Annotated in this window: 30 protein-coding genes; 12 read left to right on the top strand and 18 right to left on the bottom strand. The window is 57.2% G+C overall.

The genetic code is table 11. The features are described 5' to 3' along the window. The first annotated feature begins 3 nt into the window (after nucleotides 1-3). Together accC and aat are read left to right on the top strand one after the other, a co-directional pair. Nucleotides 4-1,353: an acetyl-CoA carboxylase biotin carboxylase subunit gene (gene accC, locus AC2TDA_RS01570; RefSeq protein WP_480847578.1), complete on the top strand. Its 1,350-nt coding sequence runs from the start codon at nucleotides 4-6 to the stop codon at nucleotides 1,351-1,353. A gap of 47 nt (nucleotides 1,354-1,400) precedes the next feature. Then, the gene (aat, locus tag AC2TDA_RS01565; RefSeq protein WP_480878506.1) at nucleotides 1,401-2,033 is read left to right on the top strand and encodes a leucyl/phenylalanyl-tRNA--protein transferase; all 633 of its coding nucleotides are present in this window, start codon (nucleotides 1,401-1,403) and stop codon (nucleotides 2,031-2,033) included. Here aat and AC2TDA_RS01560 read toward each other — a convergent pair. The 6 genes from AC2TDA_RS01560 to AC2TDA_RS01535 all read right to left on the bottom strand — a co-directional run bounded on the left by AC2TDA_RS01560 (nucleotide 1,997) and on the right by AC2TDA_RS01535 (nucleotide 5,741). Further along, nucleotides 1,997-2,356 carry a DUF2155 domain-containing protein gene (locus AC2TDA_RS01560; protein ID WP_480878504.1) on the bottom strand — a complete coding sequence of 120 codons (360 nt, stop codon included), beginning with the start codon at nucleotides 2,354-2,356 and terminating at the stop codon, nucleotides 1,997-1,999. The two genes, aat and AC2TDA_RS01560, sit on opposite strands and share 37 nt — an antisense overlap. Continuing rightward, nucleotides 2,353-2,805 (bottom strand): outer membrane lipid asymmetry maintenance protein MlaD, encoded by a 453-nt coding sequence (gene mlaD / locus AC2TDA_RS01555; protein ID WP_480847581.1) that lies wholly within the window; start codon nucleotides 2,803-2,805, stop codon nucleotides 2,353-2,355. The genes AC2TDA_RS01560 and mlaD overlap by 4 nt, the downstream gene beginning before the upstream one ends. Before the next feature lie 10 nt (nucleotides 2,806-2,815). Next, nucleotides 2,816-3,199 (bottom strand): NADH:ubiquinone oxidoreductase subunit NDUFA12, encoded by a 384-nt coding sequence (locus tag AC2TDA_RS01550; RefSeq protein WP_480847582.1) that lies wholly within the window; start codon nucleotides 3,197-3,199, stop codon nucleotides 2,816-2,818. Between the two features lie 79 nt (nucleotides 3,200-3,278). After that, entirely contained in the window at nucleotides 3,279-3,638 is a 360-nt protein-coding gene (locus AC2TDA_RS01545; RefSeq protein ID WP_480847583.1) for a RidA family protein, read from the bottom strand. 68 nt (nucleotides 3,639-3,706) lie between these two features. Then, a complete protein-coding gene (gene clpX, locus AC2TDA_RS01540) occupies nucleotides 3,707-4,975 on the bottom strand; it encodes an ATP-dependent Clp protease ATP-binding subunit ClpX (protein ID WP_480847584.1) in 1,269 nt (422 codons plus the stop codon). A gap of 133 nt (nucleotides 4,976-5,108) precedes the next feature. Beyond that, nucleotides 5,109-5,741 (bottom strand): ATP-dependent Clp protease proteolytic subunit, encoded by a 633-nt coding sequence (locus tag AC2TDA_RS01535; protein ID WP_480847585.1) that lies wholly within the window; start codon nucleotides 5,739-5,741, stop codon nucleotides 5,109-5,111. A 343-nt stretch (nucleotides 5,742-6,084) separates the two neighbouring features. Between AC2TDA_RS01535 and AC2TDA_RS01530 the strand changes: the two genes are divergently transcribed. From AC2TDA_RS01530 to AC2TDA_RS01520, 3 genes are all read left to right on the top strand, one after another. Continuing rightward, complete coding sequence (locus AC2TDA_RS01530; protein ID WP_480878503.1) at nucleotides 6,085-6,420, top strand: ArsR/SmtB family transcription factor; 336 nt, start codon at nucleotides 6,085-6,087, stop codon at nucleotides 6,418-6,420. A gap of 227 nt (nucleotides 6,421-6,647) precedes the next feature. Beyond that, nucleotides 6,648-6,785 carry an entericidin A/B family lipoprotein gene (locus AC2TDA_RS01525; RefSeq protein WP_480847587.1) on the top strand — a complete coding sequence of 46 codons (138 nt, stop codon included), beginning with the start codon at nucleotides 6,648-6,650 and terminating at the stop codon, nucleotides 6,783-6,785. A gap of 637 nt (nucleotides 6,786-7,422) precedes the next feature. Next, nucleotides 7,423-7,749 (top strand): hypothetical protein, encoded by a 327-nt coding sequence (locus AC2TDA_RS01520; protein WP_480896843.1) that lies wholly within the window; start codon nucleotides 7,423-7,425, stop codon nucleotides 7,747-7,749. A gap of 337 nt (nucleotides 7,750-8,086) precedes the next feature. On the opposite strand, the gene AC2TDA_RS01515 is transcribed toward AC2TDA_RS01520, so the two are convergent. Beyond that, complete coding sequence (locus AC2TDA_RS01515) at nucleotides 8,087-8,536, bottom strand: hypothetical protein (RefSeq protein WP_480847588.1); 450 nt, start codon at nucleotides 8,534-8,536, stop codon at nucleotides 8,087-8,089. 266 nt (nucleotides 8,537-8,802) lie between these two features. Here AC2TDA_RS01515 and AC2TDA_RS01510 point away from each other — a divergent pair, with 266 nt between their 5' ends. Then, complete coding sequence (locus AC2TDA_RS01510; protein ID WP_480878500.1) at nucleotides 8,803-9,525, top strand: class I SAM-dependent methyltransferase; 723 nt, start codon at nucleotides 8,803-8,805, stop codon at nucleotides 9,523-9,525. A gap of 51 nt (nucleotides 9,526-9,576) precedes the next feature. Here AC2TDA_RS01510 and AC2TDA_RS01505 read toward each other — a convergent pair whose 3' ends face one another. The 5 genes from AC2TDA_RS01505 to lepA all read right to left on the bottom strand — a co-directional run bounded on the left by AC2TDA_RS01505 (nucleotide 9,577) and on the right by lepA (nucleotide 14,012). Continuing rightward, a complete protein-coding gene (locus tag AC2TDA_RS01505) occupies nucleotides 9,577-9,930 on the bottom strand; it encodes a hypothetical protein (RefSeq protein WP_480878498.1) in 354 nt (117 codons plus the stop codon). A gap of 137 nt (nucleotides 9,931-10,067) precedes the next feature. Beyond that, entirely contained in the window at nucleotides 10,068-10,550 is a 483-nt protein-coding gene (locus AC2TDA_RS01500; protein WP_480878496.1) for a hypothetical protein, read from the bottom strand. Between the two features lie 221 nt (nucleotides 10,551-10,771). After that, nucleotides 10,772-11,014: a hypothetical protein gene (locus AC2TDA_RS01495; RefSeq protein WP_480878495.1), complete on the bottom strand. Its 243-nt coding sequence runs from the start codon at nucleotides 11,012-11,014 to the stop codon at nucleotides 10,772-10,774. 313 nt (nucleotides 11,015-11,327) lie between these two features. After that, nucleotides 11,328-12,212, bottom strand: coding sequence for a DUF2971 domain-containing protein (locus AC2TDA_RS01490; protein ID WP_480878493.1), 885 nt, complete (start codon nucleotides 12,210-12,212; stop codon nucleotides 11,328-11,330). Further along, nucleotides 12,213-14,012 (bottom strand): translation elongation factor 4, encoded by a 1,800-nt coding sequence (lepA, locus tag AC2TDA_RS01485; protein WP_480878491.1) that lies wholly within the window; start codon nucleotides 14,010-14,012, stop codon nucleotides 12,213-12,215. A gap of 95 nt (nucleotides 14,013-14,107) precedes the next feature. Here lepA and AC2TDA_RS01480 point away from each other — a divergent pair, with 95 nt between their 5' ends. The 3 genes from AC2TDA_RS01480 (at nucleotide 14,108) to AC2TDA_RS01470 (ending at nucleotide 16,718) form a co-directional block, all read left to right on the top strand. Further along, nucleotides 14,108-15,235, top strand: a complete 1,128-nt coding sequence (locus AC2TDA_RS01480) for a hypothetical protein (RefSeq protein ID WP_480878489.1) — start codon at nucleotides 14,108-14,110, stop codon at nucleotides 15,233-15,235. Between the two features lie 163 nt (nucleotides 15,236-15,398). Continuing rightward, entirely contained in the window at nucleotides 15,399-15,707 is a 309-nt protein-coding gene (locus AC2TDA_RS01475) for a hypothetical protein (RefSeq protein ID WP_480847595.1), read from the top strand. Nucleotides 15,708-15,773: 66 nt separating this feature from the next. Further along, on the top strand, nucleotides 15,774-16,718 hold the full coding sequence (locus AC2TDA_RS01470) for a LysR family transcriptional regulator (RefSeq protein ID WP_480878487.1): 945 nt from the start codon (nucleotides 15,774-15,776) through the stop codon (nucleotides 16,716-16,718). Here AC2TDA_RS01470 and AC2TDA_RS01465 read toward each other — a convergent pair. Then, entirely contained in the window at nucleotides 16,715-17,158 is a 444-nt protein-coding gene (locus tag AC2TDA_RS01465; RefSeq protein WP_480878485.1) for a low molecular weight protein-tyrosine-phosphatase, read from the bottom strand. The genes AC2TDA_RS01470 and AC2TDA_RS01465 overlap by 4 nt on opposite strands. A gap of 28 nt (nucleotides 17,159-17,186) precedes the next feature. Here AC2TDA_RS01465 and AC2TDA_RS01460 point away from each other — a divergent pair, with 28 nt between their 5' ends. Further along, nucleotides 17,187-17,882 (top strand): NAD-dependent deacylase, encoded by a 696-nt coding sequence (locus tag AC2TDA_RS01460; protein WP_480878484.1) that lies wholly within the window; start codon nucleotides 17,187-17,189, stop codon nucleotides 17,880-17,882. Nucleotides 17,883-17,951: 69 nt separating this feature from the next. Further along, a complete protein-coding gene (locus AC2TDA_RS01455) occupies nucleotides 17,952-18,560 on the top strand; it encodes an HdeD family acid-resistance protein (RefSeq protein ID WP_480878481.1) in 609 nt (202 codons plus the stop codon). A 96-nt stretch (nucleotides 18,561-18,656) separates the two neighbouring features. Here AC2TDA_RS01455 and AC2TDA_RS01450 read toward each other — a convergent pair whose 3' ends face one another. The 5 genes from AC2TDA_RS01450 to meaB all read right to left on the bottom strand — a co-directional run bounded on the left by AC2TDA_RS01450 (nucleotide 18,657) and on the right by meaB (nucleotide 22,625). After that, entirely contained in the window at nucleotides 18,657-19,097 is a 441-nt protein-coding gene (locus AC2TDA_RS01450; protein WP_480878479.1) for a copper chaperone PCu(A)C, read from the bottom strand. A 43-nt stretch (nucleotides 19,098-19,140) separates the two neighbouring features. Then, the gene (locus AC2TDA_RS01445; RefSeq protein ID WP_480878477.1) at nucleotides 19,141-19,491 is read right to left on the bottom strand and encodes a hypothetical protein; all 351 of its coding nucleotides are present in this window, start codon (nucleotides 19,489-19,491) and stop codon (nucleotides 19,141-19,143) included. A gap of 406 nt (nucleotides 19,492-19,897) precedes the next feature. Further along, nucleotides 19,898-20,185, bottom strand: a complete 288-nt coding sequence (gene rpmB / locus AC2TDA_RS01440) for a 50S ribosomal protein L28 (protein WP_480878475.1) — start codon at nucleotides 20,183-20,185, stop codon at nucleotides 19,898-19,900. A 170-nt stretch (nucleotides 20,186-20,355) separates the two neighbouring features. After that, the gene (locus AC2TDA_RS01435; RefSeq protein WP_480878473.1) at nucleotides 20,356-21,498 is read right to left on the bottom strand and encodes a Hint domain-containing protein; all 1,143 of its coding nucleotides are present in this window, start codon (nucleotides 21,496-21,498) and stop codon (nucleotides 20,356-20,358) included. Between the two features lie 149 nt (nucleotides 21,499-21,647). After that, nucleotides 21,648-22,625 (bottom strand): methylmalonyl Co-A mutase-associated GTPase MeaB, encoded by a 978-nt coding sequence (gene meaB, locus AC2TDA_RS01430; protein WP_480847864.1) that lies wholly within the window; start codon nucleotides 22,623-22,625, stop codon nucleotides 21,648-21,650. Nucleotides 22,626-22,875: 250 nt separating this feature from the next. Here meaB and hrpB point away from each other — a divergent pair, with 250 nt between their 5' ends. Beyond that, nucleotides 22,876-25,329 (top strand): ATP-dependent helicase HrpB, encoded by a 2,454-nt coding sequence (hrpB, locus tag AC2TDA_RS01425; protein ID WP_480878471.1) that lies wholly within the window; start codon nucleotides 22,876-22,878, stop codon nucleotides 25,327-25,329. The last annotated feature ends 165 nt before the right edge of the window (nucleotides 25,330-25,494 follow it).

Below are 25,494 nucleotides of genomic sequence, written 5' to 3'. Positions count from 1 at the left end.
CCCATGTTCGACAAGATCCTGATTGCCAACCGAGGCGAGATCGCGCTGCGCGTGATCCGCGCTGCGCGCGAGATGGGGATAGCCACGGTTGCTGTGCATTCCACCGCCGATAGCGACGCGATGCATGTGCGCATGGCGGACGAATCGGTGTGCATTGGCCCTCCACCCAGCCCGCAAAGTTATCTGTCAGTGCCCGCGATCATCTCGGCCTGTGAAATCACCGGTGCGCAGGCGATCCATCCGGGCTATGGCTTCCTGTCCGAGAATGCGGAATTCGTACAGATCGTCGAAGATCACGGCCTGACCTTCATAGGCCCCACAGCGGAACACATCCGTATCATGGGCGACAAGATCACCGCCAAGGAAACGATGAAAGCGCTGGGTGTGCCCTGCGTTCCGGGTTCAGATGGTGGCGTTCCTGACGTGGCTGCGGCCAAGCGTATCGGTGAGGAATTCGGCTATCCTGTCATCATCAAAGCAACCGCTGGCGGCGGTGGGCGCGGCATGAAAGTCGCGTTGAGCGCCGATGAGATGGAAAGTGCCTTCATGACCGCACGGGCCGAGGGCAAGGCTGCCTTTGGCAATGACGAGGTCTATATCGAGAAATACTTGACCACACCGCGCCATATCGAGATTCAGGTGTTTGGTGATGGCAAGGGCCACGCAGTGCACTTGGGTGAACGTGATTGTTCCTTGCAGCGCCGCCACCAGAAAGTGTTCGAAGAGGCCCCCGGCCCCTGCATCTCACCGGAAGAACGCGCCAAGATCGGCAAGGTCTGTGCGGATGCGGTCGCCAAGATCAACTATATTGGTGCCGGCACCATCGAGTTTCTCTATGAAAACGGCGAATTCTATTTCATCGAAATGAACACTCGCTTGCAGGTGGAACACCCGGTGACCGAAGGCATCTTCGGCGTCGACCTTGTGCGCGAACAAATCCTTGTTGCCGCGGGCGAGCCGATGTCGTTCGGGCAGGACGACCTTGTGATCAATGGCCACGCCATCGAGGTTCGGATCAATGCGGAAAAGCTGCCCAACTTCTCGCCCTGCCCGGGCAAGATCACAGCTTACCACGCGCCCGGGGGTCTGGGAGTGCGGATGGATTCGGCGTTGTATGACGGATACTCGATCCCACCCTACTACGACTCGCTGATCGCAAAACTGATTGTTCAGGGCCGCGACCGGGACGAGGCACTGGCGCGCCTGAACCGCGCCTTGGGCGAACTGATCGTGGATGGCATCGACACAACCGTGCCCCTATTCCACGCCCTGCTGCAAGAACCCGACCTGCACAGCGGCAATTACAACATCCACTGGCTGGAGCACTGGCTTGCGGAGAACATGGCCCAATAGGAACCAGGACCGGAGGGCACCCGCCCTCCGGTCCTGGTGAACCCGGCATGAGCCTGTCCCCTGAACTTCTGTTACACGGTTATTCCATTGGCATCTTTCCGATGGCAGAGCACCGCAATGACCCTGATCTGTTCTGGGTTGACCCCAAAATCCGGGGGGTGTTTCCGTTGGACGGGTTCCACATCTCGCGCAGTCTGGCACGCCGTATCCGCGCCTGTGGGTATACAATCACGATAGACCAGGAGTTTGTTGGCGTCGTTGACGGCTGCGCGGATCGCGCGGACACATGGATCAACCCCGAGCTGCGCCGTTTGTACCAACATCTGCATCGTAGCGGTTACGCTCATTCGCTTGAAGTGTGGGAAGACACCACTTTGATCGGTGGCGTTTATGGCGTTGTTCTGGGCGCAGCATTCTTCGGTGAAAGCATGTTTTCGCGGCGAACCGATGCCTCGAAAATCGCACTTGCTTATCTGGTGGACCGGTTGCGACAGACAGGCTTTATCCTGTTCGACACACAGTTTCTGACTGCACACCTGGCTTCGTTGGGCGCCATCGAGATTTCGCGCGCCGACTATCATTCCGAGTTGAAGCAAGCACTGGATTCAAGTGCCGATTTCACGGCCGTTTTGAACCAGACCCCTCAGGGCGTCATACAGCGGATTACCCAGACGTCATAACGGGCATGATCCAGTGCGTTCAGCGCAGGAGATGTAGCGATCATCCACCCATCAAACAACTGCTGCGCTTTATCCTGTTCCCAGATCGTCAGATAAGCAAATGCGTCGCCGGTCGGGTTGTCAGCCGGATAGCGGCAGTCTCCCAGCGCGACATCCAGCCCGAAGACCGTCGCGGTCTGGCCGTTTTGCACTTCGACATCGACCGTCTGGCCGCTGACTTTATCCAGGCCACGCAGCATCGCCCCTGGACCGGATTCAACCTTCTGTTGCGCGGCGGCACCGGACGCAGTCAGGAACAAAGCCGTCAGCAGACCATACTTCATTCGCTGCCATCCCCGGCCACGAATTTCACCAGCAGGGAAATCAGACTGACTGCACCTTGTGTGTCCTCAATCTGATCACCCGGCTCGAAGTAAAAAGGGGATCCACCCGGCATGACCTCGACAAAGTTCCCACCCAGCAATCCTTCGGAGGAAATCACAATGGCACTGTCATCAGGGATCAGAATGTCATCAGCCACGGAAAAACTGGTGTCCGCCCGATAAGTGTCAGCATTCAGCGTGACATCCGTCACTGTCCCGATCTTGACACCTGCCAACCGGACGTCGGTGCCGACGCCCACACCTTCGAGCGAACGAAAGGACGCGCCAAGCTCGTAGCCGTTACTTGTCTGCGACAACCCGGTGGATTGGCTGGCATAGACACCAAAGGCGATCGCACCGGCAAGTACGGCCCCACCGACAAGGACTTCGGTCATAGTATGGTTCGACATGCGTGTCTGCCTATTCCGGGCTCCAGGCCTCGTAATCCGTGCGCTTGATCGGATCAGGGCGACGCAGCGAACCAGCCGGTGCATAGGCCAGCGCGGTGCCCGTCAGGTTTTCCTGATGCGGCTTTTCCCACGATTTATGCGGCAAAGGCTTGTCCGTCGGCGGTTCGTCCCAGGTGCGGTGCAACCAGCCGTGCCAATCGGGATCAATCCGGCTGGCCTCGGCCTCACCATTGAACATGACCCAGCGTTTGCTGTCATCCGCATTGCGATAAAACACATTGCCTTCGTTGTCTTCGCCAACCTTAACGCCCTTGCGCGCGGTATAAAATTGCGTGTTCAGGGTGGCTCCGTTCCACCATGTCACGGCCCGCAAAAGAGTATTCAGGATTCCCATTGGCTGCCTCCGGCATTTCTGTCCCCGCAGATATGGACCAAAGCCAAGCCAAGGTCCAGTGCCACGAGGCCACCCTGCGTCATTCAGGCAGGATTGCGGTCACTTCAATCTCGATCCGATATTTGGGGTCAATCAATCCGCACTCGATCATCGTAGCTACCGGCGGGTTTGCTCCGAATGCATCCGCCAGGATCGGCCAGCAGGGCTCGAACTCCGAACGATCCGGCAGCATGTATGTCACTCTCACGACATCTGCAAAGGACGCCCCGGCCTCGGCAAGTGCTTTATCAATCGTTGTCAGGATCGACTTGCATTGCTGAACTACGTCATCACCCTGCCCGACCGTGCCGGCAACATGAACCCAGCCACCCGCCACGACGGCGCGGCAATAGCCCACTTTGGCTTCGAATTCTCCGCCGGAAAATACGCGTTTGATCACCACATTACCCTCATACAGAAAACGGCGCGGTCAAGGCCGCGCCGCGTAGGTTTCAAAACTGACTGAGCTTAACCGGCCGAAGCCGACTCCGGACCAGCATCTGCATAGATGATCAGCGGTTGCGTGTCTGATGTCACGGCTTCTTCATTGACCACAACCTCGGTCACGTTTTTCAGACCAGGTAGTTCGAACATCGTATCCAGCAGGATATCTTCGAGGATCGAACGCAATCCGCGCGCACCGGTTTTGCGCTCGATAGCCTTCTTGGCGATTGCCGTCAGAGCGTCCTCCGTAAAGGCCAGCTCGGCATCTTCCAACTCGAACAGACGCTGATATTGCTTGACCAGAGCATTCTTGGGACTTGTCAGAATGGTGACCAGTGCGTCTTCGTCCAGATCCTCAAGCGTCGCCAGAACCGGCAAACGACCGACGAATTCCGGAATCAGACCGAATTTCAGCAGGTCTTCCGGCTCGAGATCCTTGAAGATCTCACCCACACCGCGCTCGTCATTATCCCGCACGTCTGCGCCAAAGCCCATGGCCGAGCCCTTACCACGCTGCGCGATGATCTTGTCGAGACCTGCAAACGCACCGCCACAGATGAAGAGAATATTGGTGGTATCCACCTGCAGGAATTCCTGCTGCGGATGCTTGCGCCCACCCTGAGGCGGAACGCTGGCAACAGTGCCTTCCATCAGTTTCAGCAGCGCCTGTTGAACGCCCTCGCCTGACACATCGCGAGTGATCGAAGGGTTCTCAGACTTGCGGGTGATCTTGTCGACCTCGTCGATATAGACGATGCCACGCTGTGCGCGTTCGACATTGTACTCGCTGGATTGCAGCAGCTTGAGAATGATGTTCTCGACATCCTCACCTACGTAACCGGCTTCGGTCAGCGTGGTTGCATCCGCCATGGTGAACGGTACATCCAGAATCCGTGCCAGCGTCTGCGCCAGAAGCGTCTTACCGCAACCGGTGGGGCCGATCAGAAGGATGTTGGACTTGGCCAGCTCGATATCGCCGCCCGCCTTCTGAGCGTGGTTCAGACGCTTGTAGTGGTTGTGAACCGCAACCGATAATACCCGTTTTGCCGTGGCCTGACCGATGACGTAATCGTCCAGCACCTCACAGATGTCTTTCGGGGTCGGCACGCCATCCGAGGATTTCAGGCCGCTGGCCTTGGTTTCCTCGCGGATGATGTCCATGCAAAGTTCAACGCATTCATCACAGATAAACACGGTCGGGCCTGCAATCAGTTTGCGAACCTCATGCTGGCTTTTGCCGCAGAAGCTGCAGTAGAGCGTGTTTTTTCCGTCACCGCCTGAATTCGTCGCCATGTTCTACCTTTCGGGCTCCATACGTGCGGCCCGCCCGGACCGCGTTTGCCGCCTTTGCCTGCAGCTTAGGACAGCACTGTTGCAGCTACAATCTCAAAATCGTTCCTCACGCCCCGTGCGCGAGGTTTTGAACTCAGGCCTCGTCGCCATCCATTTTGGCGCGGTTCTCGACGATTTCGTCGATGTGACCCCATTCTTTTGCTTCTTCCGGGCTCATGAAGTTGTCACGATCCAATGCCTTTTCAACTGACTTTTTGGTCTGGCCGGTATGACGCACGTAAATATCATAAAGGCGATCCTTCAGCTTTTGCGTCTCAGCTGCGTGAATCATGATGTCGCTGGCTTGGCCCTGATAGCCGCCGCTGGGTTGGTGCACCATGATCCGGCTGTTGGGCAAGGAAAAGCGCATGCCATTCTCCCCGCCGGCCAGCAAAACAGAACCCATCGAGGCCGCCTGACCGATTACCAATGTGGAACATTTCGGCTTGATATACTGCATTGTATCGTAAATCGACAAACCGCTGGTCACTACGCCGCCAGGCGAGTTGATGTAGATCGAGATCTCTTTGTTCGGATTTTCCGCCTCAAGATGCAGCAGCTGAGCTACGACCAGATGGCTCATCCCATCATGGATCGGGCCGTTGATGAAAATGATCCGCTCTTTCAGAAGGCGCGAAAAGATATCGTATGCGCGCTCACCCCGACTGGTCTGTTCGACGACCATAGGGACGAGCGTGTTCATGTAAGTGTCAACTGGATCGAACATTCTGGACCTGCCTGCTTTGCTATGGATCGGGACCCTACCCGAAGAGATGTTACCCGAGTCTTAGTGCCGCCACCGAGGGGCTGCAAGGGGTGCCGGAACGATCAATGAATTCTGCGGTGAACCAAACGCCGGTCGCTTCACACCAGGACGGAAGAAAGCACCATCTTGGAGCGCGTGCCCCAAAGCTTTGTCACCGCGAACCCACGAAATTTTGTCCTATCCATCACGTTATTTTGATTCATGCATATGGAAATACATGATCAAACCATGTACCAAGATAGCTCGCCTATTGGGTGGACAGATTGGCACCAACCACCCGCAGGACTTGCAAGGAAACAGAAAAATGGCTCTTCCCCAATTCTCACAGGACACGACCACTCAAAACTTGGATCAGATGGTAGAAAACGCCACAAAAGCATCCAATTTCCTTAAGGCTATCAGCCATGAAGGCCGGTTGATGATCCTGTGCCATTTGGTGTCCGGAGAAAAATCAGTAACCCAGCTGGAAGAGCTGCTTTCTGCCCGTCAGGCCGCTGTATCCCAGCAGTTGTCGAGACTCCGCCTGGAGGGGCTTGTCGTTCCCAGGCGCGACGGAAAGGCCATTTACTATCGTCTGGCCGATGATCGCCCACTTCGGATACTCGAGGTGGTTTACGAATTGTTCTGCCAAGAAAAATAACTTAGCACCGACGAACCCTTACGCATAGCACTGCTCACGGCGCGGTAATCCGGCACCGACACTGACCGGAGATGGCGGGTTTGAGGGCTCGCGTGCCTTGGGGTTGATAGCTTGACCCAGCACCAAGTTCCGTCTGTTGTCATGGGAGCAATAGTTGTTTCAAAACCTGTGGCTCTGAACTTGGAAAACTGCTAGTCAAACCGAAACGATCACTTATGGAGTTACACATGATCCGCGCATTTCTGATTGGACTGGCCCTGTTCTCGCTGGCAGCCTGCGAAACGGCCAAAGGGGCTGGCAAAGATATTGAAAAAGCCGGTGACGCCATTCAGGGCGCAGCCACAGACGTTCAAGAGAACATTTAGTCTACGCCGAAATATTGCGGGTACTGCGTAGCAACCCGCAATATATAGTTGCGACTGACACCCAAACAGGGTAGCATCAATCGTACAGGTGCATAGACGCGGCATTGCATCATCTGACACTTCTACGGGGTTCTTTTGCACATGCGAAAGAACCCCGTTCCCATTTCAGGGACGATGAGTGGTAGCCTGCATGAACCTGAGGTTCAAAAAAGGAAAAGGCGTCAGGTGCGCAGACGCGGTCTTTGCATGCATCCTTTCGGACACTCCTGACGCCTTGCCGGGTCGACGCGCCCGAGGGGCGCTCCGATCCAGTAGCCCAGCCCCCTAGAGGACCAAAGCCGCTGCTTCGCGTACTATGTCGCGCTGCAGTACACATCGACCTTCTGAGAGGCTGATCACTTGATACGGACATAAAGCCCAAATCAGCTGATTAACCACCGGTAAGTTGCTGCAAACCAGACAAATCCTAAAATCTGCCTTCTCCGCTGCGACCCCCTTGGCCTTTGTGTCCCACTCAGGTTCCGAAAAACCGTTGCGGTGATCAGACTGTTGCACTCACCTCATGATCCGACAAGAAAATAGCACTGCAGCATGAAAATTAGACGGGGATAAACTGTTGATATCCGGCGGGAAAGCGATGTGGATAACTCTAGAATCCGCGAAACCCCACAGGGTTGAAGCCGGAAAAGTTCAGGCTTTGGTCACCACCACTAAACTCGGCCGTTTCTGCATGTGCGAAGGTCTGCGCACGGTTGTTTCGGCGAAAACTGCTCAGCTTTTTCAACTTTCGAGCCTCCAATTTTTCGATTCGTGCGAATGGAGAATCGCCAATGCGCAGCTGAGCTGCGCCAAATCCGGGCTTCACTCCGCTTCGGCAAACAACCCGAGAACAAAGACTGCACTGACACGAAATCACAAACCGCTGGCCAAGCCAGTGAAGGTCTCCGAGGCGCAGCAAAGCTGAGATCCGCAGGATGTCGGGAAAGGCCATTGTCGCGAGGTGTAGCCCAGTGAATGTATTGATCCGATAATGGAACCTGGGCCGGGCAGTACCTTTTTCACCGCACGCGAAGTCGCGCTGAAGGTCCGCAAGATCCAGATGACTCGTGCCGAGGAACGCCGCATCCTGACACGTGGTACCCTGAACCCTATCGCGGGCGGCTCGGTGGCCACCCGGCCCGTCTCCTCCCCGTGGAGACGATGGTTCCGTTTCTGAGAAGCGTTCCGACCCGGCCGGGGCAACCTACTACACTCCGCCACAGCGGTACTTACCCCCTACAACCGCCCGGGCCGGAACAGCTTCAGTTCACCTGACGTTCCAGAACTGTGCTGTAGGTCGTTCCATTACGCAGGCTACGGAAATCGGCATAGATCCTGCCGTCTTCGTACCGGGCATCAATCAACGCATTCGCGCCAATCACCAGCGGTGCGGTTTCAACAATCCCGATGGAACCCGAGCCATCAAGACTGATCGTTCCAGTGGCTTCGTATTCATTCCACTCGGTATCTCCGTCCCGACGCCACTTGCTTGGACCCCAAAAGACGTTGTCCTCTTGCATCTGGACATCCAGCATCCATTCGGCCTGATTGAACCGGGGGGCTTCGCCGCGGTGCGTATGGCTGGGCGAAACGGTCGTATACGACCCTAGCCATGTGCCACGCAGGTCTGGCGTGTTGTCGGCCAGTGCAGCTGTTCCAAGCGTGAGGCTCGTGGCCAGAGCGGCTGCTCCGGCAGTTAAATATCTGGTCATGGGCTCTCCTCCTGAATGCGACCCTTTAGAGTTCAAAAGCGAACATCTTCGGTGTGGCATACAGATTGGGAGAGCCCGAATGCGTTACAAGTTACCTAAGGTAAAGTTCATTTTCGGTTAACAATTGGTTCAGTATTGACGCAATCCAGTCGGTCCCTTGTTCATTGACTAGGCACTCCCCTGTGGGAATGGTAGGACCGCAAAAAAGATCATGACGCGCTGAAGGCTCTGCCCGAAGGCTTCGTGCAACGGACAAAGAGGCAACAGTGCTGGACCATTTGCAGTTCCCGAATTTCCAAACGTATGACGAGATGATTGCCGACCCTGTGTGGCAGGCAGCGCTGGGGTTGCTGGACAAGCATCTCGCGACATCGCTCCGGACGGCTCAGGCAGAACCCACTCTCAACGGCAACCTGTTTTACGCACATAAGTCACCCAGTTTCGAGCAGGACGAGCTGTTGCCCGCCTTCGAGGGCAAGCGCCGCAATCTGTTCGCGTTGGCCCGACAGTCCAGCCACATGTTCGAGGTTGGCGTGAACGGCGGCCATTCGCTGTTTCTGGCGCTGTCCGCGAATCCGAACTTGCGGGTCACCGGCGTTGATATCTGCCATCAGGTTGACCCGTCATGGGCGCGGGTGGACATCTATGTCCCTGCGGCCTTCGATTGGCTTAAGGTGGCGTTTCCCGGACGGGCCGAGTTCATCACCGGCAATTCCCTGATAGAGCTGCCCCGTTATGCGCAGGATCATCCCGAACAGCAGATCGATCTACTGCATCTGGACGGCGCCAAGGACACACATCTGCGCGAGTTTCTGGCCATCCATCCCTGCCTAACCAACAGTGCAAAGATCATTCTGGACGACACCCACACCAAGCCCGTCCGTCTGGGCATGCGTCAAATAATCAAGCTGGGCATGGCCCAACACATCGGAGACAACGACATCGGCGTCGAGATGGTACGTGGACATCGCGTGCTCAAGGTCGTCTGACTTACCCCTCAACACAGGCCTGATCGAAAAGGCACCGGCCCAGCCCCGGGTTCAAAACACGATCGCGATCAGTTCAACCAGTCCGATGAGGCCGAGGAATACGTTCGAGGTCAGGATCAACCCCTTCATGTTTCGGGCCGCTATCCCTTTGGCAAAGTTCGTCTGCGCAAAGTCGTCATCCATGTCATCCCGCAGGTTTTCGACATCTTCAAGGGCAGTCTTTCCGGCGAGAATGCCGTAGGCGGCGGTTGCAATCACCAGAACGATCAGGACCAGCGAAACCCCCTCGGGGCCGAAACCGATGATCGCGGCAATGGCGACATAGGCAAAGATCGTTGTCCGCATGACGTGATAGTAGTGATCCAGACGACCCATCGAGAGTTCGGAACGTAGCTGCGAGTCCATAACACTTCCCCCACTAAATTACTGTTTGGAATGAAGGGACTGTATCATCTTTCGCAGGAACTCCAAACCTGGTCGCATGGCAAAGGGCACGCGAACGGTCTCGAGACCACGCGCTTTTCTGCCAGATCAGGCCACAATCAGTCGATCGTGATACTGCCGGTAATCGTGTTTACGAATTTCTTGGTGTCCGGATCGGTAAGCGACGAAAAGGTCCCTCCGCCCGTTGCGCTGGCCCAGTTTCCGGTGCCGCCCGAGACGGTCCAGTCACCCGTCAACGCGCCATCTGCACCTATGCCCGTGGCGGTCCAGCTCATCACCGCCTTTTCTCCCGACGCCGCATCGAACACGCAATTTCCGGTGCCCGAAACCTTGGCCCCATTGACCAACACCGCCCCGAAACACGAGCCCGCAGCCCCTTCCAGCGGGTGGCCCGAGGCGACCTCGAAACTGTCGTAATCGGTCTGAGCCTTGATCACCGCATGGTCATCCGAGATGCCATAGACCTGGTTCGCATTCACACCCATGCCCTTGGCGCCCCCATCATAGGTTTCTGCCTGCGCCGAGGCGGTCAGGCCGATGCTCAGGACTGTGACTGCGGTCGTCAGAAAGAACTTGTGCATAATAACCTCTCATATCTGAGGGTCTGGCGTTGCAAGCGTCTGGACAAGCATCAAGCCCGCTTGAACGCGGCTCCTCGCGGACACAATAACACATTGCGATGTGTGGGTCTAAAATGGGCGCTTTATGCAGAACGGTTGGTCAATTGAGTTGAGGGCAGCGCCGATCCGATGGGAGGCGCAATCGCGCCGCCCTTTTACCAAACCGGGCCGGCGAAATGAGGTCAGTTCAGGCCAAGCAGTTCCTTCGCCTGGGCCAGAGTTGCAACCGACGCGTCATGGTCGCCCGCATCGTGCAGCGCGGCGCCTTCGTCGCGCCATGTTTCGACCTGAGTGATCTGTTCTTCAGACAGGTCAGGACTCGCAGCCAGAGCGGCGTCGATTGCGGCAATATCGGTGGGGCATTGCCCCGCAAAGGCGGGCGCGGCGAACAGGCAGAAGGCAGCGGCCAGAGACAGATGTTTCATTGATTCATCCTCCCGTGTTTTGGGGTGTGATTAGAATACCATGAAACGGGTCAGGCCCGGAGGTCGTCAGCATCTGACGCAGCGGATCGGCGAGGGATGGCTGACGGCGGGACAATTTCGCTTTCGAACGGGCGGAGCGCCGGGGCGCAAACGCGTTTGCGACGGTCGATCAGCAGAACGGAGGGCAGCGCCGGCCCGAGGAGAGGCGCAAACGCGCCGCCCCATGGGGGCGGGTCGGCGCGGCCCGGCGGTGCCGCCGGGCGTGTGGGTTAGTAGACATTCTCTCAAAGCCGACTTGCCAACACCTTCGTATTTAGTTTTTTTCCTCCAGCTCAAGACGATAATCAGAGTTGTGCAATTGATGCTGCGAAATCGGAATTCGTTCGGGAAGCTCTGATCGTATGAAATTTGAAAGCTCGGTGCTTGCTCGACAACCGAGTATCACCCGCGTTAATCTGTAGGGAGAAATTGAATGAAACCCAGGTTTGAACGCAGGCGTTCTTAGTGCCCTCCACTCTTTTTCATGAGACCAATGAGCCGACTTACACAATAGTGTAGCGTCATCCACGCGTCTTTCATCATCCAGAGACTCTTGAAACTCAGAGGGCACACCGTGCTGCGCTGAACGCCTCATCATATCAATAGTCGTAAGTCTGGGACGCTCAGTTACATATCTAATGTCCGCTACAGCCGTAGAACCCGCTTCCAACGAATCTTCGGTTAACGAGAATTCGTAGCAAAACGAACTGTGCGAATTGGAGTAATAGCTCCACATTAATATGTTATCTGGGTCTTCGGTAAAACATGATATGAGAGCGTTTTCCTGAAACTCCTCAAATGTCTTTCGAAGTAATCTCCTCATTAGCTGATAGTTTTTTAGATGCCTTTTAGCATGCGATTTCTTTAGACCTCGTTGCTTCGCTGCATCGACAAAGTCCAGTGCATGCAAAGAAGCATATCGCCCGGCTTTTCTCCGATAAGCCTCCATGAAATTCTTTACTTCACGAACGGGGCTATCTTCAAAAAAAGGATTAGTATCAAATGGATCATTCTGAGTACTTAGCTTGGAAAACCAGACTTTTCCTAACAAAGCAGATCTAAGTTCTTTCCTTAGTCTGTCAGCAATTCTAGAATCCACCAAGTCTCGGCCAACATAACCGCGGTGACGATAGAGCCGAACGGGCGCTTTACGCGCCATTCAACTGTCCATTTTGAGTGCTGAAATAAACGCCTCCTGCGGGATATCGACCTTTCCGAACTGGCGCATCTTCTTTTTACCTGCCTTCTGCTTGTCCAGCAGTTTGCGTTTCCGCGTGGCGTCGCCTCCGTAGCATTTGGCGGTCACGTCCTTACGCAGCGCTGAGAGGGTCTCGCGCGCTATGACCTTGCCGCCGATGGCCGCCTGAATCGGGATTTTGAACATGTGGCGCGGGATCAGGTCCTTGAGCTTTTCGCACATCGCCCGGCCCCGCATCTCGGCCCGGTCGCGGTGAACCATGGTCGAGAGCGCATCGACCGGTTCGTCATTCACCAGCACCGACATCTTGACCAGATTATCCTCGGTATAGCCGGTCATCTGGTAGTCGAACGAGGCATAGCCCTTGGTCACCGATTTCAGTCGGTCGTAGAAGTCGAAGACGACCTCGTTCAGCGGCAGGTCATAGACGACCATGGCGCGGCTGCCCGCATAAGTCAGGTCCAGTTGGATGCCGCGACGGTCCTGACACAGTTTCAGCACATCGCCGAGGAATTCGTCCGGCACAAGGATGGTCGCCTTGATGCGCGGCTCCTCGATATGGTCGACCTTGGAGGGGTCGGGCATATCGGCGGGGTTGTGCAGCTCGATCATCTCGCCGTCTTTCATGTAGACGTGGTAGATCACTGACGGTGCGGTTGTGATGAGCTCGATATCATATTCGCGTTCGATGCGGTCGCGGATGACCTCGAGGTGCAGCAGGCCCAAAAAGCCGCAGCGGAAGCCAAAGCCAAGTGCTGCCGAGGTTTCCATTTCAAAGCTAAAGCTGGCGTCGTTGAGGGCCAGCTTGTCGATCGCGTCACGCAGATCTTCGAATTCGGAGCTGTCGACGGGGAAGAGGCCGCAGAACACCACCGGTTGCGCGGGCTTGAAGCCTGTCAATGCTTCTTCGGTGCCGTTGCGGTCGTTGGTGATGGTGTCACCGACGCGGGTGTCGCGGACCTGTTTGATGGATGCGGTCAGGAAGCCGATCTCACCGGGGCCGAGAGAGTCGACCATCTCCATCTCCGGGCGGAAAACGCCAACGCGGTCGACATGGTGCAGGGTGTTATTCGACATGAACTTGACCCGCATGCCCTTTTTCAGCGTGCCGTCCATGATGCGTACCAGAACGATGACGCCCAGATAGGCGTCGTACCACGAATCCACCAGCATCGCCTTGAGCGGCGCGTCGAGACTACCCTGCGGTGCGGGCAGTTGCTGAACAATAGCCTCAAGCGTTTCGTGGATTCCCTGCCCTGTCTTGGCGCTGACCTGAATGGCGTCGGTCGCGTCGATGCCGATCACGTCCTCGATCTGTTCCGCCACGCGGTCACAATCGGACGCGGGCAGGTCGATCTTGTTCAGCACCGGCACGATCTCATGATCGGCATCGATGGCCTGATAGACATTGGCCAGCGTCTGCGCCTCGACGCCTTGGGTGCTGTCGACGACCAGCAGCGAGCCTTCGACCGCGCGCATGGAGCGGCTTACCTCATAGGCAAAGTCCACGTGCCCGGGGGTGTCGATCAGGTTCAGCACGTACTGCTCGCCATTGTCGGCAGTATAGTCGATACGGACCGTGTTGGCCTTGATGGTGATGCCGCGTTCCCGTTCGATATCCATGCTGTCGAGCAGCTGTTCCTTCATGTCACGATCCTTGACGGTTCCAGTCTCTTGGATGAGCCGGTCGGCAAGGGTGGATTTGCCATGGTCGATATGGGCGACGATGGAGAAATTGCGGATATGAGCGAGGTCTGTCATGGGTTGGGGATATGTAGAGGAATCGTGGGTTGGTCAAGCAGGCAAAGGCGTGATGCACCCAACATGATTGATTTTGGTGATTTGGGGTTCGTAAAATGGATAACAGGCTTAAGCGCATCAGTGAATTTACGATCTTCGCGTTTGGCCTGGCCGGACCCGACGGCTTCCCTCAAGATGGTGAAGTAAACAGGCTGAGACCCGACACAGTCGCATGTATTCTTCACGGGCTTCTGACCCTTCACCAGTTTTCACTCCTTCAACGCGATGAGATTAAACCCCGCGAAGCACTTTCCCATGCAGCAAGTTCGCAAAGGATCGCGCTATACAACGCTTTGGCATCCGACCGGGCCTCATCTTATCGACCTGACGCTGACCGGCAATTTGACGAAATGACTGGCATAGAGCGCGGCCAATTTTATCAGCGACAAACCAACGTCTACTTTTACGGGATTGGCGATCTCCTCGAAAGATTTGATGGCTTTGTCGAAGATGAAAGTTTTTCTTTCCAAGATAATTTGGACAGTTACTTGCCCTATGCAGAAAGAAAGCTTGAAGACCTGCTTTTTGAGCACCCTCAACGTCAGTTTTACCTCGAACAACTGAATAAAGAAGAATACAGCCCTTCCCCTGCTGCTTGGCAAGCGCTCTATCAAGCAAGACTAATGCCTTTTCTAGAAACGGAAAATAAGTGGCCTTACTCAGCGGGCTACGAGGATTGGTCCTTTTGGCTCGAGTGGTACAAGAGCTTTACTGGACAGGAGCCCATAAGCAGTGAGCTTCTGCATCAAGTAACTATAGAAGGCGCTTGGGCCGATCGCATCAAGGCACGATGGGCGGTCGAGAAAGCTCTACGGGGCTTGAAGGATAGTCTTCGCATTCGGCCTACGGCGCGTCATGGCATTGGAGGGAACAACCCTCCAGAGAGCATTCAAGACGAGCTTTTGTCTGGTTCAATAACCTTGATCTGGGAAGCCACCGAAGAACTCTCAACGGTTCTGGAAGAGCAAAACCCGCCTCCTGAGTGGATTGAGGTAATCCTAGTTAAGTTCAAATCCGGATTGGCAAGCTTTCTCAAGTGGTGCGCAAGCAAAGGCGATCTTGCGGTCGATACTTTGATCAAGTGGGGTATCCCCGCTACCGGGGCGGGATATGCCGCAAAGTACCCAGAGAAAATCGAAGCCTTGATTGAAGCCATCGAGCGGTGGCGACCGTTCCTGTCGTAGCTGATGCCAGGCTGAAGCCCGACCTACGGAGTGAGACGTTCACGACTCGCCCCATCACTTTATTTCACCACATGATTGATCCCTTCCCCCGTTTGTTTCATAGTCCTGCGCAAACCGAGAGAGGCGTCAGATCTCTCCGAGCAGGCAAAAAAGAGGCATGAGCATGAAACAGTTCCTCCTAATCGCATTTTGTGCGGCATCGCTGACGGCAGTGGCGCCGGCAGTGGACGCGGCGCAAATCAAACGGGCGTGTCTGGCGTCGGATCGGTCGGCGGCGACGCGGGATCGGTGCAGCTGCATTCAGAGGGTCGCCAATCAAGCACTTACGCGAAGCGACCAGAAGAAGGTAGCTCAGTGGTTCAAAGATCCGCATCAGGCGCAGGAGCTGAAGATGTCGCAGAGCGCGCGCGACGATGCGCTGTGGGATCGCTATCAGGCCTTCGGCCAAATGGCACAGGCTGTTTGCAGCTAAGACACCTTCAATCCTTGACCTGATCTCGTCTGCCCCCCAGAAATGGCGCAGCGAAAGGTGTATCTGATGGTGATGAAAGGGCTGACCCTGCGGGGCCTTGAAGTGTTCGAGGCGCTGGCGCGGACGGGATCGGTGGCGCAAGCCGCCGAGATCACGGGACTCAGCCAGCCCTCGGTCAGCCAGCAATTGCGCAATCTGGAAAAAGCCTTGGGCACCGAACTGGTGGATCACGGGCGGCGGCCGATGCGGCTGACGCAGGCCGGGCGTAGCTTTCTGGCGCGCGCGGAAACGGTTCTGGCCGAGTTACAGATGGCCCAAGGCGAACTGGCCGTGATGGATCTTGGGCACCTGACCACTCTGTCCATCGGCCTGATCGACGATTTCGACAATGATCTGACGCCGCGGTTGGCGACATTGCTGGCCGACAGTTTGACGCGGTCGAAATTCAAGCTGATCACCCTGTCCAGTCTCGATTTGTTTCAGGCCTTGGAGGAACAGCGCCTGCACATGGCAGTCTCGGCTCATAGTGGCGAGGTACTGGAAGGTGTGGTCGAGTACCCCTTGGTGCAGGACCCTTTCATTCTGGTGGCTCCAAAAGGAGCAGGAAACGCAATGCAGGATCTGCCGTTCCTACGCTACGCACGCGAACAACTAATCAGCCGCCAGATCGAAGGACACCTTGCGCGGAAGCAATTGGAATTTGAGGAACGGTTCGAGATTGGCTCGCATCTGGCACTGATGGCGATGGTCGCGCGGGGCCTGGGCTGGGCGATTACCACGCCGCTGGGCTATATGCGCGCAGCAAGGTTCCATGACGGGCTTGAGGTGCACCCTGCCCCGTTCGGAGAGTTCTCGCGCACGATATCACTGTTCACGCGTTCGGATTGGTCCGATCAGGTTCCGCAGGAAGTTGCGGGCATGATCCGGCGGCTGATGCAAAGCCAGATCATTGACCCCGCGGTGACGCAACTGCCGTGGCTCAGCGACAGATTGAAAGTTATGGCTACCTAGGGATTTAGGTGTGTTGCCAACCCCTCAACCGCCGTTTCGATAAGATCCAGCACGCCCTCGAAGTCGCGAGTGTAATACGGATCGGGGACATGGTCCGCCCCGGAATGTGACGCAAAATCGGTGAGCAGGCGCACCGGCGTGTCATTGCCAGCAGGACGCAACTCTTCGATATCGGCGAAGTTGTTGGCGTCCATCCCGATGATCAAATCGAACCGGTCGAAATCTTCTGCCGTGAACTGCCGCGCCCTGAGATCGCTGAGGTCAATGCCCCGTGCCCTCGCGGCTTTTATCATGGGGCCATAGGGTGGATCGCCAATATGCCAACCCGACGTTCCTGCGCTGTCGGTTTCATGATGCGGTGCACGGGCGCGAAAGACGCCTTCGGCAGCAGGTGAACGGCAGATATTGCCCAGGCAGACGAAAAGGATACGGTGTGTCATGGGGCATGGTTTAACCTGCGGAGGGGACATGGAAAAGATCGTCATTCTTACCGGAGCCGGGATTTCCGCGGAAAGCGGATTGGGCACTTTCCGCGACGAAGACGGATTATGGGCCAAACACAGGGTCGAGGATGTCGCCACGCCAGAAGGATTTGCCCGCGATCCCGCGCTGGTCCACGGGTTCTACAACGCACGCCGGGTTCAGGCAGCAAAGGCACTGCCCAACTTGGCGCATGAAGCGTTAGCCACGCTTCAGCGTGATTGGCCCGGCGAAGTCGTAATCGTGACGCAAAACGTCGATGGCCTGCACGAGGCCGGTGGGGCCAAGAGTGTTATCCACATGCACGGCATTCTAGCCGGGGCGCTATGCGCGGCCTGCGAGCATCGTTGGACTGCGCCACCGGAAATGGCTGTGGGCGAGCGGTGTCCGGCCTGTCACTCATCCTCTGCCCGGCCAGACGTCGTGTGGTTTGGCGAAATGCCCTACCGCATGGACGAAATCTATGACCACCTGAACGAGGCCCGGATTTTTGCCGCTATTGGGACTTCGGGCCAGGTCTACCCAGCTGCCGCCTTCGTCCACGAAGCCATCGCCGCCGGTGCGCGGACCATCGAGCTGAATCTGGAACCCTCGGTCGGAGTGTCCAGCTTTGACGAAACGGTATTTGGACCGGCCTCAGAAACCGTACCCCGCTGGGTGAACAGGCATCTCGGCCGACGCTGACAGCAGAATCAGCAGACAGAGCGGGAATTGGTCGTCTATGCTGCAGTCAGCCCAAAACGAGAGAGCCCCATGACAGAGCCTGAGACAAGAAGTGGTGAAATACTTGATGATGTCAGCATCCGGTCGCGCGATGCGCTCAGCGATAATCTGGCCAATCTGTGGTGGACCTTCCTGTTGCGGGGCCTGTTGGCAGGGTTCGTTGGCGTTGCAGCGCTGTTCTGGCCTACCGGCAGCATATCATTGTTGCTGCGATTAGTAGGGCTGCTGCTGGTTCTGGATGGAGGCCTGACCCTGCTGGGATTTGGGCGCTGCGGAGTCGTCGGTGGTGTGGGGATCGGGGCAATTTTGATTGGGCTGGTGCTGTTGATCTGGCCAGAGGGTGCAGCCCGGCTGACCTTCTTCCTACTAGGAGCGTGGGCGCTGATCATGGGAATCGGTTCTTTGCTGGCCATGTCACAGATGCATGAAAAGGACCCGGAACGGTCGACAGTGCGAAACTCGGGCCTTGTAGCGCTGATAATCGGGCTGGTGCTGTTGTTTTGGCCCGGCAGTGGCCTAGTGGCTTTGGGGTGGGCAATCGCTTTTTCGGCCTTGGCCATCGCGGTGGTCATGTTCTTCCTGGCTGCTCGTTTCAAACGTGCCGGTGACCGGTTGGCAATGCGCTCTATCAACCAATAACGCAACAGACCGGGCAATGCCCGGTCTGATGTATGGATGACGCCCGATTTCGGCCCGAAGAAAGGCCTGACCTTAGTTGGAATGCGCGCCGCTGTCCTAGCGCTCCAGATCAACCGGGATTTCGACCTGCACTTCACCTGCCTGCTCAAAGATCAGCGTGACCGGCACCATCGCACCTTGTTCAAACGGCTGCGTGAGGCCCATGAACATCACATGATCACCGCCGCGTTTCAGCATGTGGCTTTCACCTGCCGGAATGGCAAAGCCTTCCTCGACATGAACCATCTTGGCAACGCCGTTTTCATCAATCTTGTGGGTATGTAATTCAACCCGGGCGGCGACATCCGATGTCACTCCGATCAAGCGGTCTTCAGCATCGCCTTGGTTGACGATCATCATGAATGCGGCGCCAGCCTTAGCGTTCTTACCAGATGACCGGGCATAGACGTCATCGACCTTGATTTCGCCCCCAGCTAGGGCAGAGGTGGCAAGCGATGCGGCGGCCAGCGTGGCCAGAAGTTTGGATTTGAAGGACATTATGCCTCTCCTTGCAAAAAGTGTCTGAATTCAGTGGAAGGAATCAGACAGCGCGAGGAGGCGCCCTTGCCGGCGTCTGTGGTACCGGGGCGGCAATCAGGCCATCGGAACGTTGTGATAACTCGTGTCGGGGTCGGTCGGGTGCAGCCGGCAGATCAGGCTGCAATGCAAGAATCGCGCCAAGCAACGACAGCGCATAATCCGGACAATAGTGCGGAGCACCGGTCGGCTCGCCATCTTCATTCATATAGACGACGACAGGACCGGTTCCGGTGCACAGCACCATCTGGCCGACAGTACGATCAACCCCACGCGAAGCCGCAACGCCCTGACCGGTCAGTATGACCAGCAGAGACAGGACCATGGGCAGAAATGTGCGATACACGGTTGTCATGTCGACTTGCGGTATAGGTCGGGGAAAACCCAGGCTTCAAGAACATATCGCGCGCCTGCGGCGTTGCGTCAGGGGTCCAGCCTGTGGCGTTTGACGTTTTCGACATTCAGGCTGTTATGTTGCCGATTGACCCGCCGCTGCATCCGAGCACACGTACTGAAGGTTTTGCTCAGAAGTGCAGGTAGCAGAGCCAAAAAATCAAAGACTTTGATAGGCATTGAGATGTCTCCGCTAATTGAATATGAGCAAACTTAACTCACATTCAGCGAGCGATATGTGAACAATGTCACCTAAAAGTCCGAATTAATATTAAATCGTAAACACTGTTCGACAGTACCCTTAGCGCAAAACAAAAACCCTGCACCAACAGGGGTGCAGGGCCAAAATCTTGGAAATGGAGAAAGGCTTAGGCCGTGGCTTGCGCCCTGGCGATTTCTTTCTTCACTTTCAGAGCGTTATCAGACAGCTCTTCGTCTTTGGCTTTTGCCAGGAACGCGTCCAGACCACCACGGTGGTCGACCGAGCGCAGGGCAGCCGCCGAGATGCGCAGCTTGACGCCACGACCCAGGGTTTCCGACTGCAGGGTGACATCGTTCAGGTTTGGCAGAAAACGACGACGAGTTCTGTTTTTGGCGTGGCTGACATTGTTGCCAGTCATCGGGCCTTTTCCGGTCAGTTCGCAACGGCGCGACATGGTTTCTTCCTTTGTTTCTGGAGGCCGGGCGTTGTATCCGCAGCCAAATCACAAGGGGCGCAAACCGAGGTCGCGCCCGAAAACTGGTTGGATGCGTGTAGTGGGAATCGCCAGAAGGGTCAAGTCGGATGCTGCGAATTCTTTGCACCAAAGCCGCAATCTTACGCTCCTCACGTTATCGGGGTCTGCAACAGCGGCTTGTTGTTCTTCAGATGCCGCGCAACCAGCTGTTTCTGCTGCTGACCACGCGGGATGAGTCGCGCTGGGTCGGCTGTGTAATCCAGACGTGCAAGTTCAGGGAAAATCTCTAGAATTTCACATCGCGCTGCAGGGTTGAGCGATTTCATGGCCTCGGGACCCGTGTACAGGCTTTCGGTTGGCGCATTCTCGGCAAAGATCACCTGATGCTGATCGAACAGCAAATGGAAATATTCGACACTCTCAACACTCTCATCAACGAAAATTCCGGGCAGAGCAGTCAGTTTGATCGCCGGGATCAACACCTCGGTCGTACCGAACATGCGCTGAACGATTCTCGACTGCACCAGCATCCGGTGTTGCCGCGACACCAGCAGATCGCGACGCGGCAGACCCTCGCCTAACGCCCCGGCAAGGATTCGCACCGGCAAGAGTTTTGGGTTGTCGTCCAGCGACCGCGCATTCAGACGACGACGCCCGATCCAGCGGATGGGGTGCACCCCTTCCCCCAGTGTCGGGATCAAATCACCTATGCTGAGGTTCTGTATCAAAACCGGCCCGTTTTGCGTCAGTATCTCGGTGCCATAGGTGAAACAGGGAAATCCTGTGCCGGCGTCAAACGAATCATAGGTGGCAGTTTTACCGGAAGGTAACGTGAATGAACCGCTCGAGAGGGAATAGCCAACCCCGTCCTGAACCGTGAAAGTACCGTGCGTGTCATCGACTACCACCGTCCCGGTCGGCAGGTTGAGCGTATCGGTCCCGTTGCCGCCATTGATCGACCCGGCCACATCGGTACTACTGAAATTCAGCGTGTCATCATCAGCACCAAGCCGGATTTCATCAACGGTCGAGCCGCTGACGGTAATCGTATCCGAACCGGCGCCGCCTGCGACCCGACCACCGACCGTGCTGTCGGTGACCGTGATCGTGTCATCGCCGCCATTTCCAAGGACATTGTTTGTGATCGTGCTGTCCGTGACATCGATCTGGTCGTCGCCGCCCCTGCCCCGGACATTATCAATCGGCGTTCCCTGCGGCGCGCCGTTCAGGGTGCCGTTGTCATCTGTGACATCGATATCGTCATTGCCATTGGTCCCGGTGATATTCGGCATTGGCGACGGCTCCTGAAGCTGGGGTCAGATGCGTTTACGAACAGATATATCATCAATCCCTGTTCAGGTCAGCAACGAGGTTCAACCCCTGATTGCAGCGCCCGCCGTGCGACGGGCCGTAGTTCGAACAAGTTCTGTATGCGCAGTCCCTAATCCTCAATCAGTCCGGTCAACATCAGGTCTGCCGCAGCCGAAGGGCTGAGCTGTCCAGCCCTGACCTCGCCGCCTAGCCGGTCCATTTCGGCCCGCGCCTGCGCGGTAGACAAGCGGGCCAGAAGCGCCGCGCGGACTTCCTGTTCGAACCAGTATTGCGCCTGCACCGCGCGGTTTCGCTCCCAGTGACCGTTTTCGCGACGCCAAGCAGTGAGACCTTGCATTTCGTCCCAGGCTTGTTCCAAGCCGTGCTCTTCAACAGCTGAGACGGTCATCGCCCTGGGAAAGCCCTCGGGATCCTGAGGTCGTTTTCGCAGAAGGCGCAATGCCCCGGCGTAGTCGGCGCAAGTGCGAGTCGCTGTTGATTTCAAGTCACCATCGGCCTTGTTGATCAATATCATGTCGGCCATTTCCATGATGCCGCGCTTGACGCCCTGCAATTCGTCCCCGCCCGCAGGAGCCAATAGCAGCAGGAACAGATCGGACATTTCGGCCACCACGGTCTCGGACTGGCCGACGCCAACGGTTTCAATCAGCACAACATCAAATCCGGCGGCCTCGCACAGTGCGATCGCTTCGCGCGTGCGCCGCGCCACGCCGCCCAAATGGCTTTGGCTCGGGGATGGGCGTATGAAGGCGTTCTTCTCGCGGCTCAGTCGCTCCATCCGGGTTTTGTCGCCCAAAATCGAGCCGCCTGACCGGGCCGAACTGGGGTCTACGGCCAGGACCGCAACGCGCAATCCCTGCCCTGTCAGCATCATGCCGAAGCTTTCGATAAAGGTCGACTTGCCGACGCCCGGCGTACCGGAAAGACCGATGCGCAGTGATTGACGCCCAGCCCCCGCCAGTTGACCCAGCAATTCAGTGGCCTGCGCGCGATGATCAGCACGTCCGCTTTCAACTAGCGTGATGGCACGTGCAAGTGCGCGCCGGTCACCATTTATGATCCTGTCACCAAGGCTGTCCACGTTCATTTCAACCCCAATTTCTAACGGCATGTCTACTTGCAGCCCCGCCGGGTGATTTGTCCAGCCCCGCACCGTCGCAAAGCGACATCCTGTGTCACCATCGCGAGTAAGTTGAAGTGCACGATGAGCACTTGCCACACCAAACAACAGGTTTGGCTCTGGACCGGACCGGCGCTCAAGCCAATTCCGGGACTGCTCTGATCGTAAGGCCACAGCAGAACTGGACGGCATGGATGGGATGGCGGATAAAGCGCGCATGACGACACGCCTGCCCATTGACGACGCCATTCCCGAATTGCTGGACGCCCTTCGCATCCACAGCCGGGCCGTATTGCAAGCTCCACCAGGCGCGGGCAAGACTACACGGGTTCCATTGGAAATGTTGAAAGCCGGTCTGTGTCAGGGCCGGATTGTGATGCTTGAACCCCGGCGTCTAGCTGCCCGTGCCGCCGCCGAACGGATGGCTGAAACACTGCGGGAATCCGTCGGCCAGACTGTCGGGTACCGCGTTCGCGGTGAGGCCAAAGTATCTAAATCCACTCGAATTGAAGTCGTGACCGAGGGCATCCTGACCAGAATGCTGCAATCCGATCCCGATCTGCCCGGTGTGGGTGCGGTGATTTTCGACGAGTTCCACGAACGGTCCCTGAATGCCGATCTGGGTCTGGCTTTGTGCCTTGAAGTGGCGGGTGCCCTTCGGGACGATCTGATCCTACTGGCGATGTCGGCAACACTTGACGCCGGACCGGTCGGGCAATTGATGGATGCGCCACTGTTGACCTCGGAAGGGCGTAGCTATCCTGTCGAGACTCGCTGGCTGGACCGACCCATGGGCGTACAAGCTCGGCGCCTAGACGCGCTGGTCGATCTGGTTGTTCAGGCCGAGCGTGACACTCGAAGCACCGGCGGTGGGATGCTGGTTTTCTTGCCCGGCGAAGGCGAAATCCGCCGTGCCGAAGGTGCTCTGGACGGACGGCTGCCAAAAAACTGCACAATCCGCCCGCTGTTCGGAGCCCTGCCTTTTGCCGCACAACGGGCTGCGATTACTCCGATCAAAGATGGCCGCAAAGTGGTGCTGGCCACGTCGATTGCCGAAACCTCGCTGACCATCCCGGACATACGCGTTGTCGTGGACATGGGTCAGGCACGTAGGGCGCGGTTCGATCCCGGTTCGGGGATGTCCCGGCTGGTGACGGAACGGGTGACACGCGCCGAAGCGACGCAACGCGCGGGCCGAGCTGGACGGGTGGCCGAAGGGGCTTGCTATCGGCTTTGGTCAAAAGGTGAAGACGGTGCGCTGGCGGCCTACCCACCCGCCGAAATCGAGGCGGCGGATCTGACGGGACTGGCATTGGAACTGGCGCTCTGGGGTGCAGGGCCCGGCGACCTCGCTTTCCTGACCGCTCCGCCCGAGGGGGCTATGGCAGAGGCTCGCACCCTGCTAGGCATGCTGGGCGCGCTGGACACCAAGGGGCGGATCACCGATCACGGGCGCGCGTTGGCCGCACTGCCGCTGCATCCGCGGCTTGGGCACATGTTGGTCCGGGCGGGGGCACGTGCTGCGCCTCTGGCCGCATTGATGGCGGAGCGTGATCCACTAAGGGGCGCACCTGCGGATCTGACTCTGCGAATGGAAGTGCTGCGCGACCTGCGCGCTTTCCAGCGCAATCGGCGTTGGCAGGTCAACCCCGGCGCCGTCGACCGGATCAAGACCGAAGCCAGAAGGTTGCGTGTACAGGACTCGGACGAGCACCGTGACCTGAGCCCGGCGGCCATGGCGGCATTGGCACATCCGGACCGGATTGGGCAACGCCGCAAGGGCGACCTGCCCCGCTATATCCTGTCCGGCGGCAAGGGAGTCGTACTGGACAACGGCGACACGCTGGCTGCAGCCCCTTATCTGGTTGCCATCGACACTGACGGAAACCCGCGAGAGGCGCGTATTCGGATGGCCGCGCAAATCTCGGAACGCGAAATCCGAGACCTGTTTGCGGATCAGATCGAATGGGTCGACAGTTGCCATTGGTCAAAGCGCGAGCGTCGGGTTGTGGCCCGGCAACAGGAGCGGTTTGGCGCGATCACCCTGAGTGATCGCATTTGGAAAGGCGTTCCCGACGATGCCATCGCGCAAGCCATGCTGGACGGCGTGCGCGACCTGGGCCTTCGGTTGGACGGAGCTGCCGCCCGGCTGGCAGCGCGGGTTGAATTGGTGCGCGCTGAAGGCGTGGACCTACCCGATTTCTCGGCTGCGGGCTTGATGGCGGAACTGGAGGATTGGCTGCTACCCATGATTTCCGGGGTGCGCAACGCAGATGACTGGAAGCGATTTGATCTGTTGCCCGCCCTGCGCGCGCGGCTGGATTGGGCACAGTCGCAGGAACTGGACCGCCGCGCACCGGGCGCATTCGAGACGCCGCTGGGGCGTAAAGTGCCAATTGATTACAGCGGTGCTGTGCCCGAAATCTCGCTGCGCTTGCAGGAAGTATTCGGCGTCACCCGGCATCCTGTCGTGGGGGGCGAGCCGTTGAAGATCACCCTTCTGTCCCCGGCGCAGCGTCCGATACAGATTACCCGGGACCTGCCGGGATTTTGGGCGGGATCCTACGCGGATGTGCGCAAGGATATGCGAGCGCAATATCCCAAACACCCTTGGCCCGAAGACCCCACACAGGCCGATCCCACCTTGCGAGCGAAACGCCGGGGGTGTTGATCCCGAAATCTGCCAATGCGGACGATTTCCATGTATTTTAGGGTACATATCCGGACAATATCAGCGGTTTTCGGGCAATTTCCTGCAAATCCGGCCGATCGTATTGAGATATTCTTGGTGTATGATTAAATGGCAGTAATCCGGCACTCCAAAGGAGGCCAAACA

This window comes from Ruegeria sp. HKCCD6426, from assembly GCF_057221115.1.
Note: the sequence above shows the minus strand (reverse complement) of the source record. Positions and strands in the feature narration are given on the sequence as shown.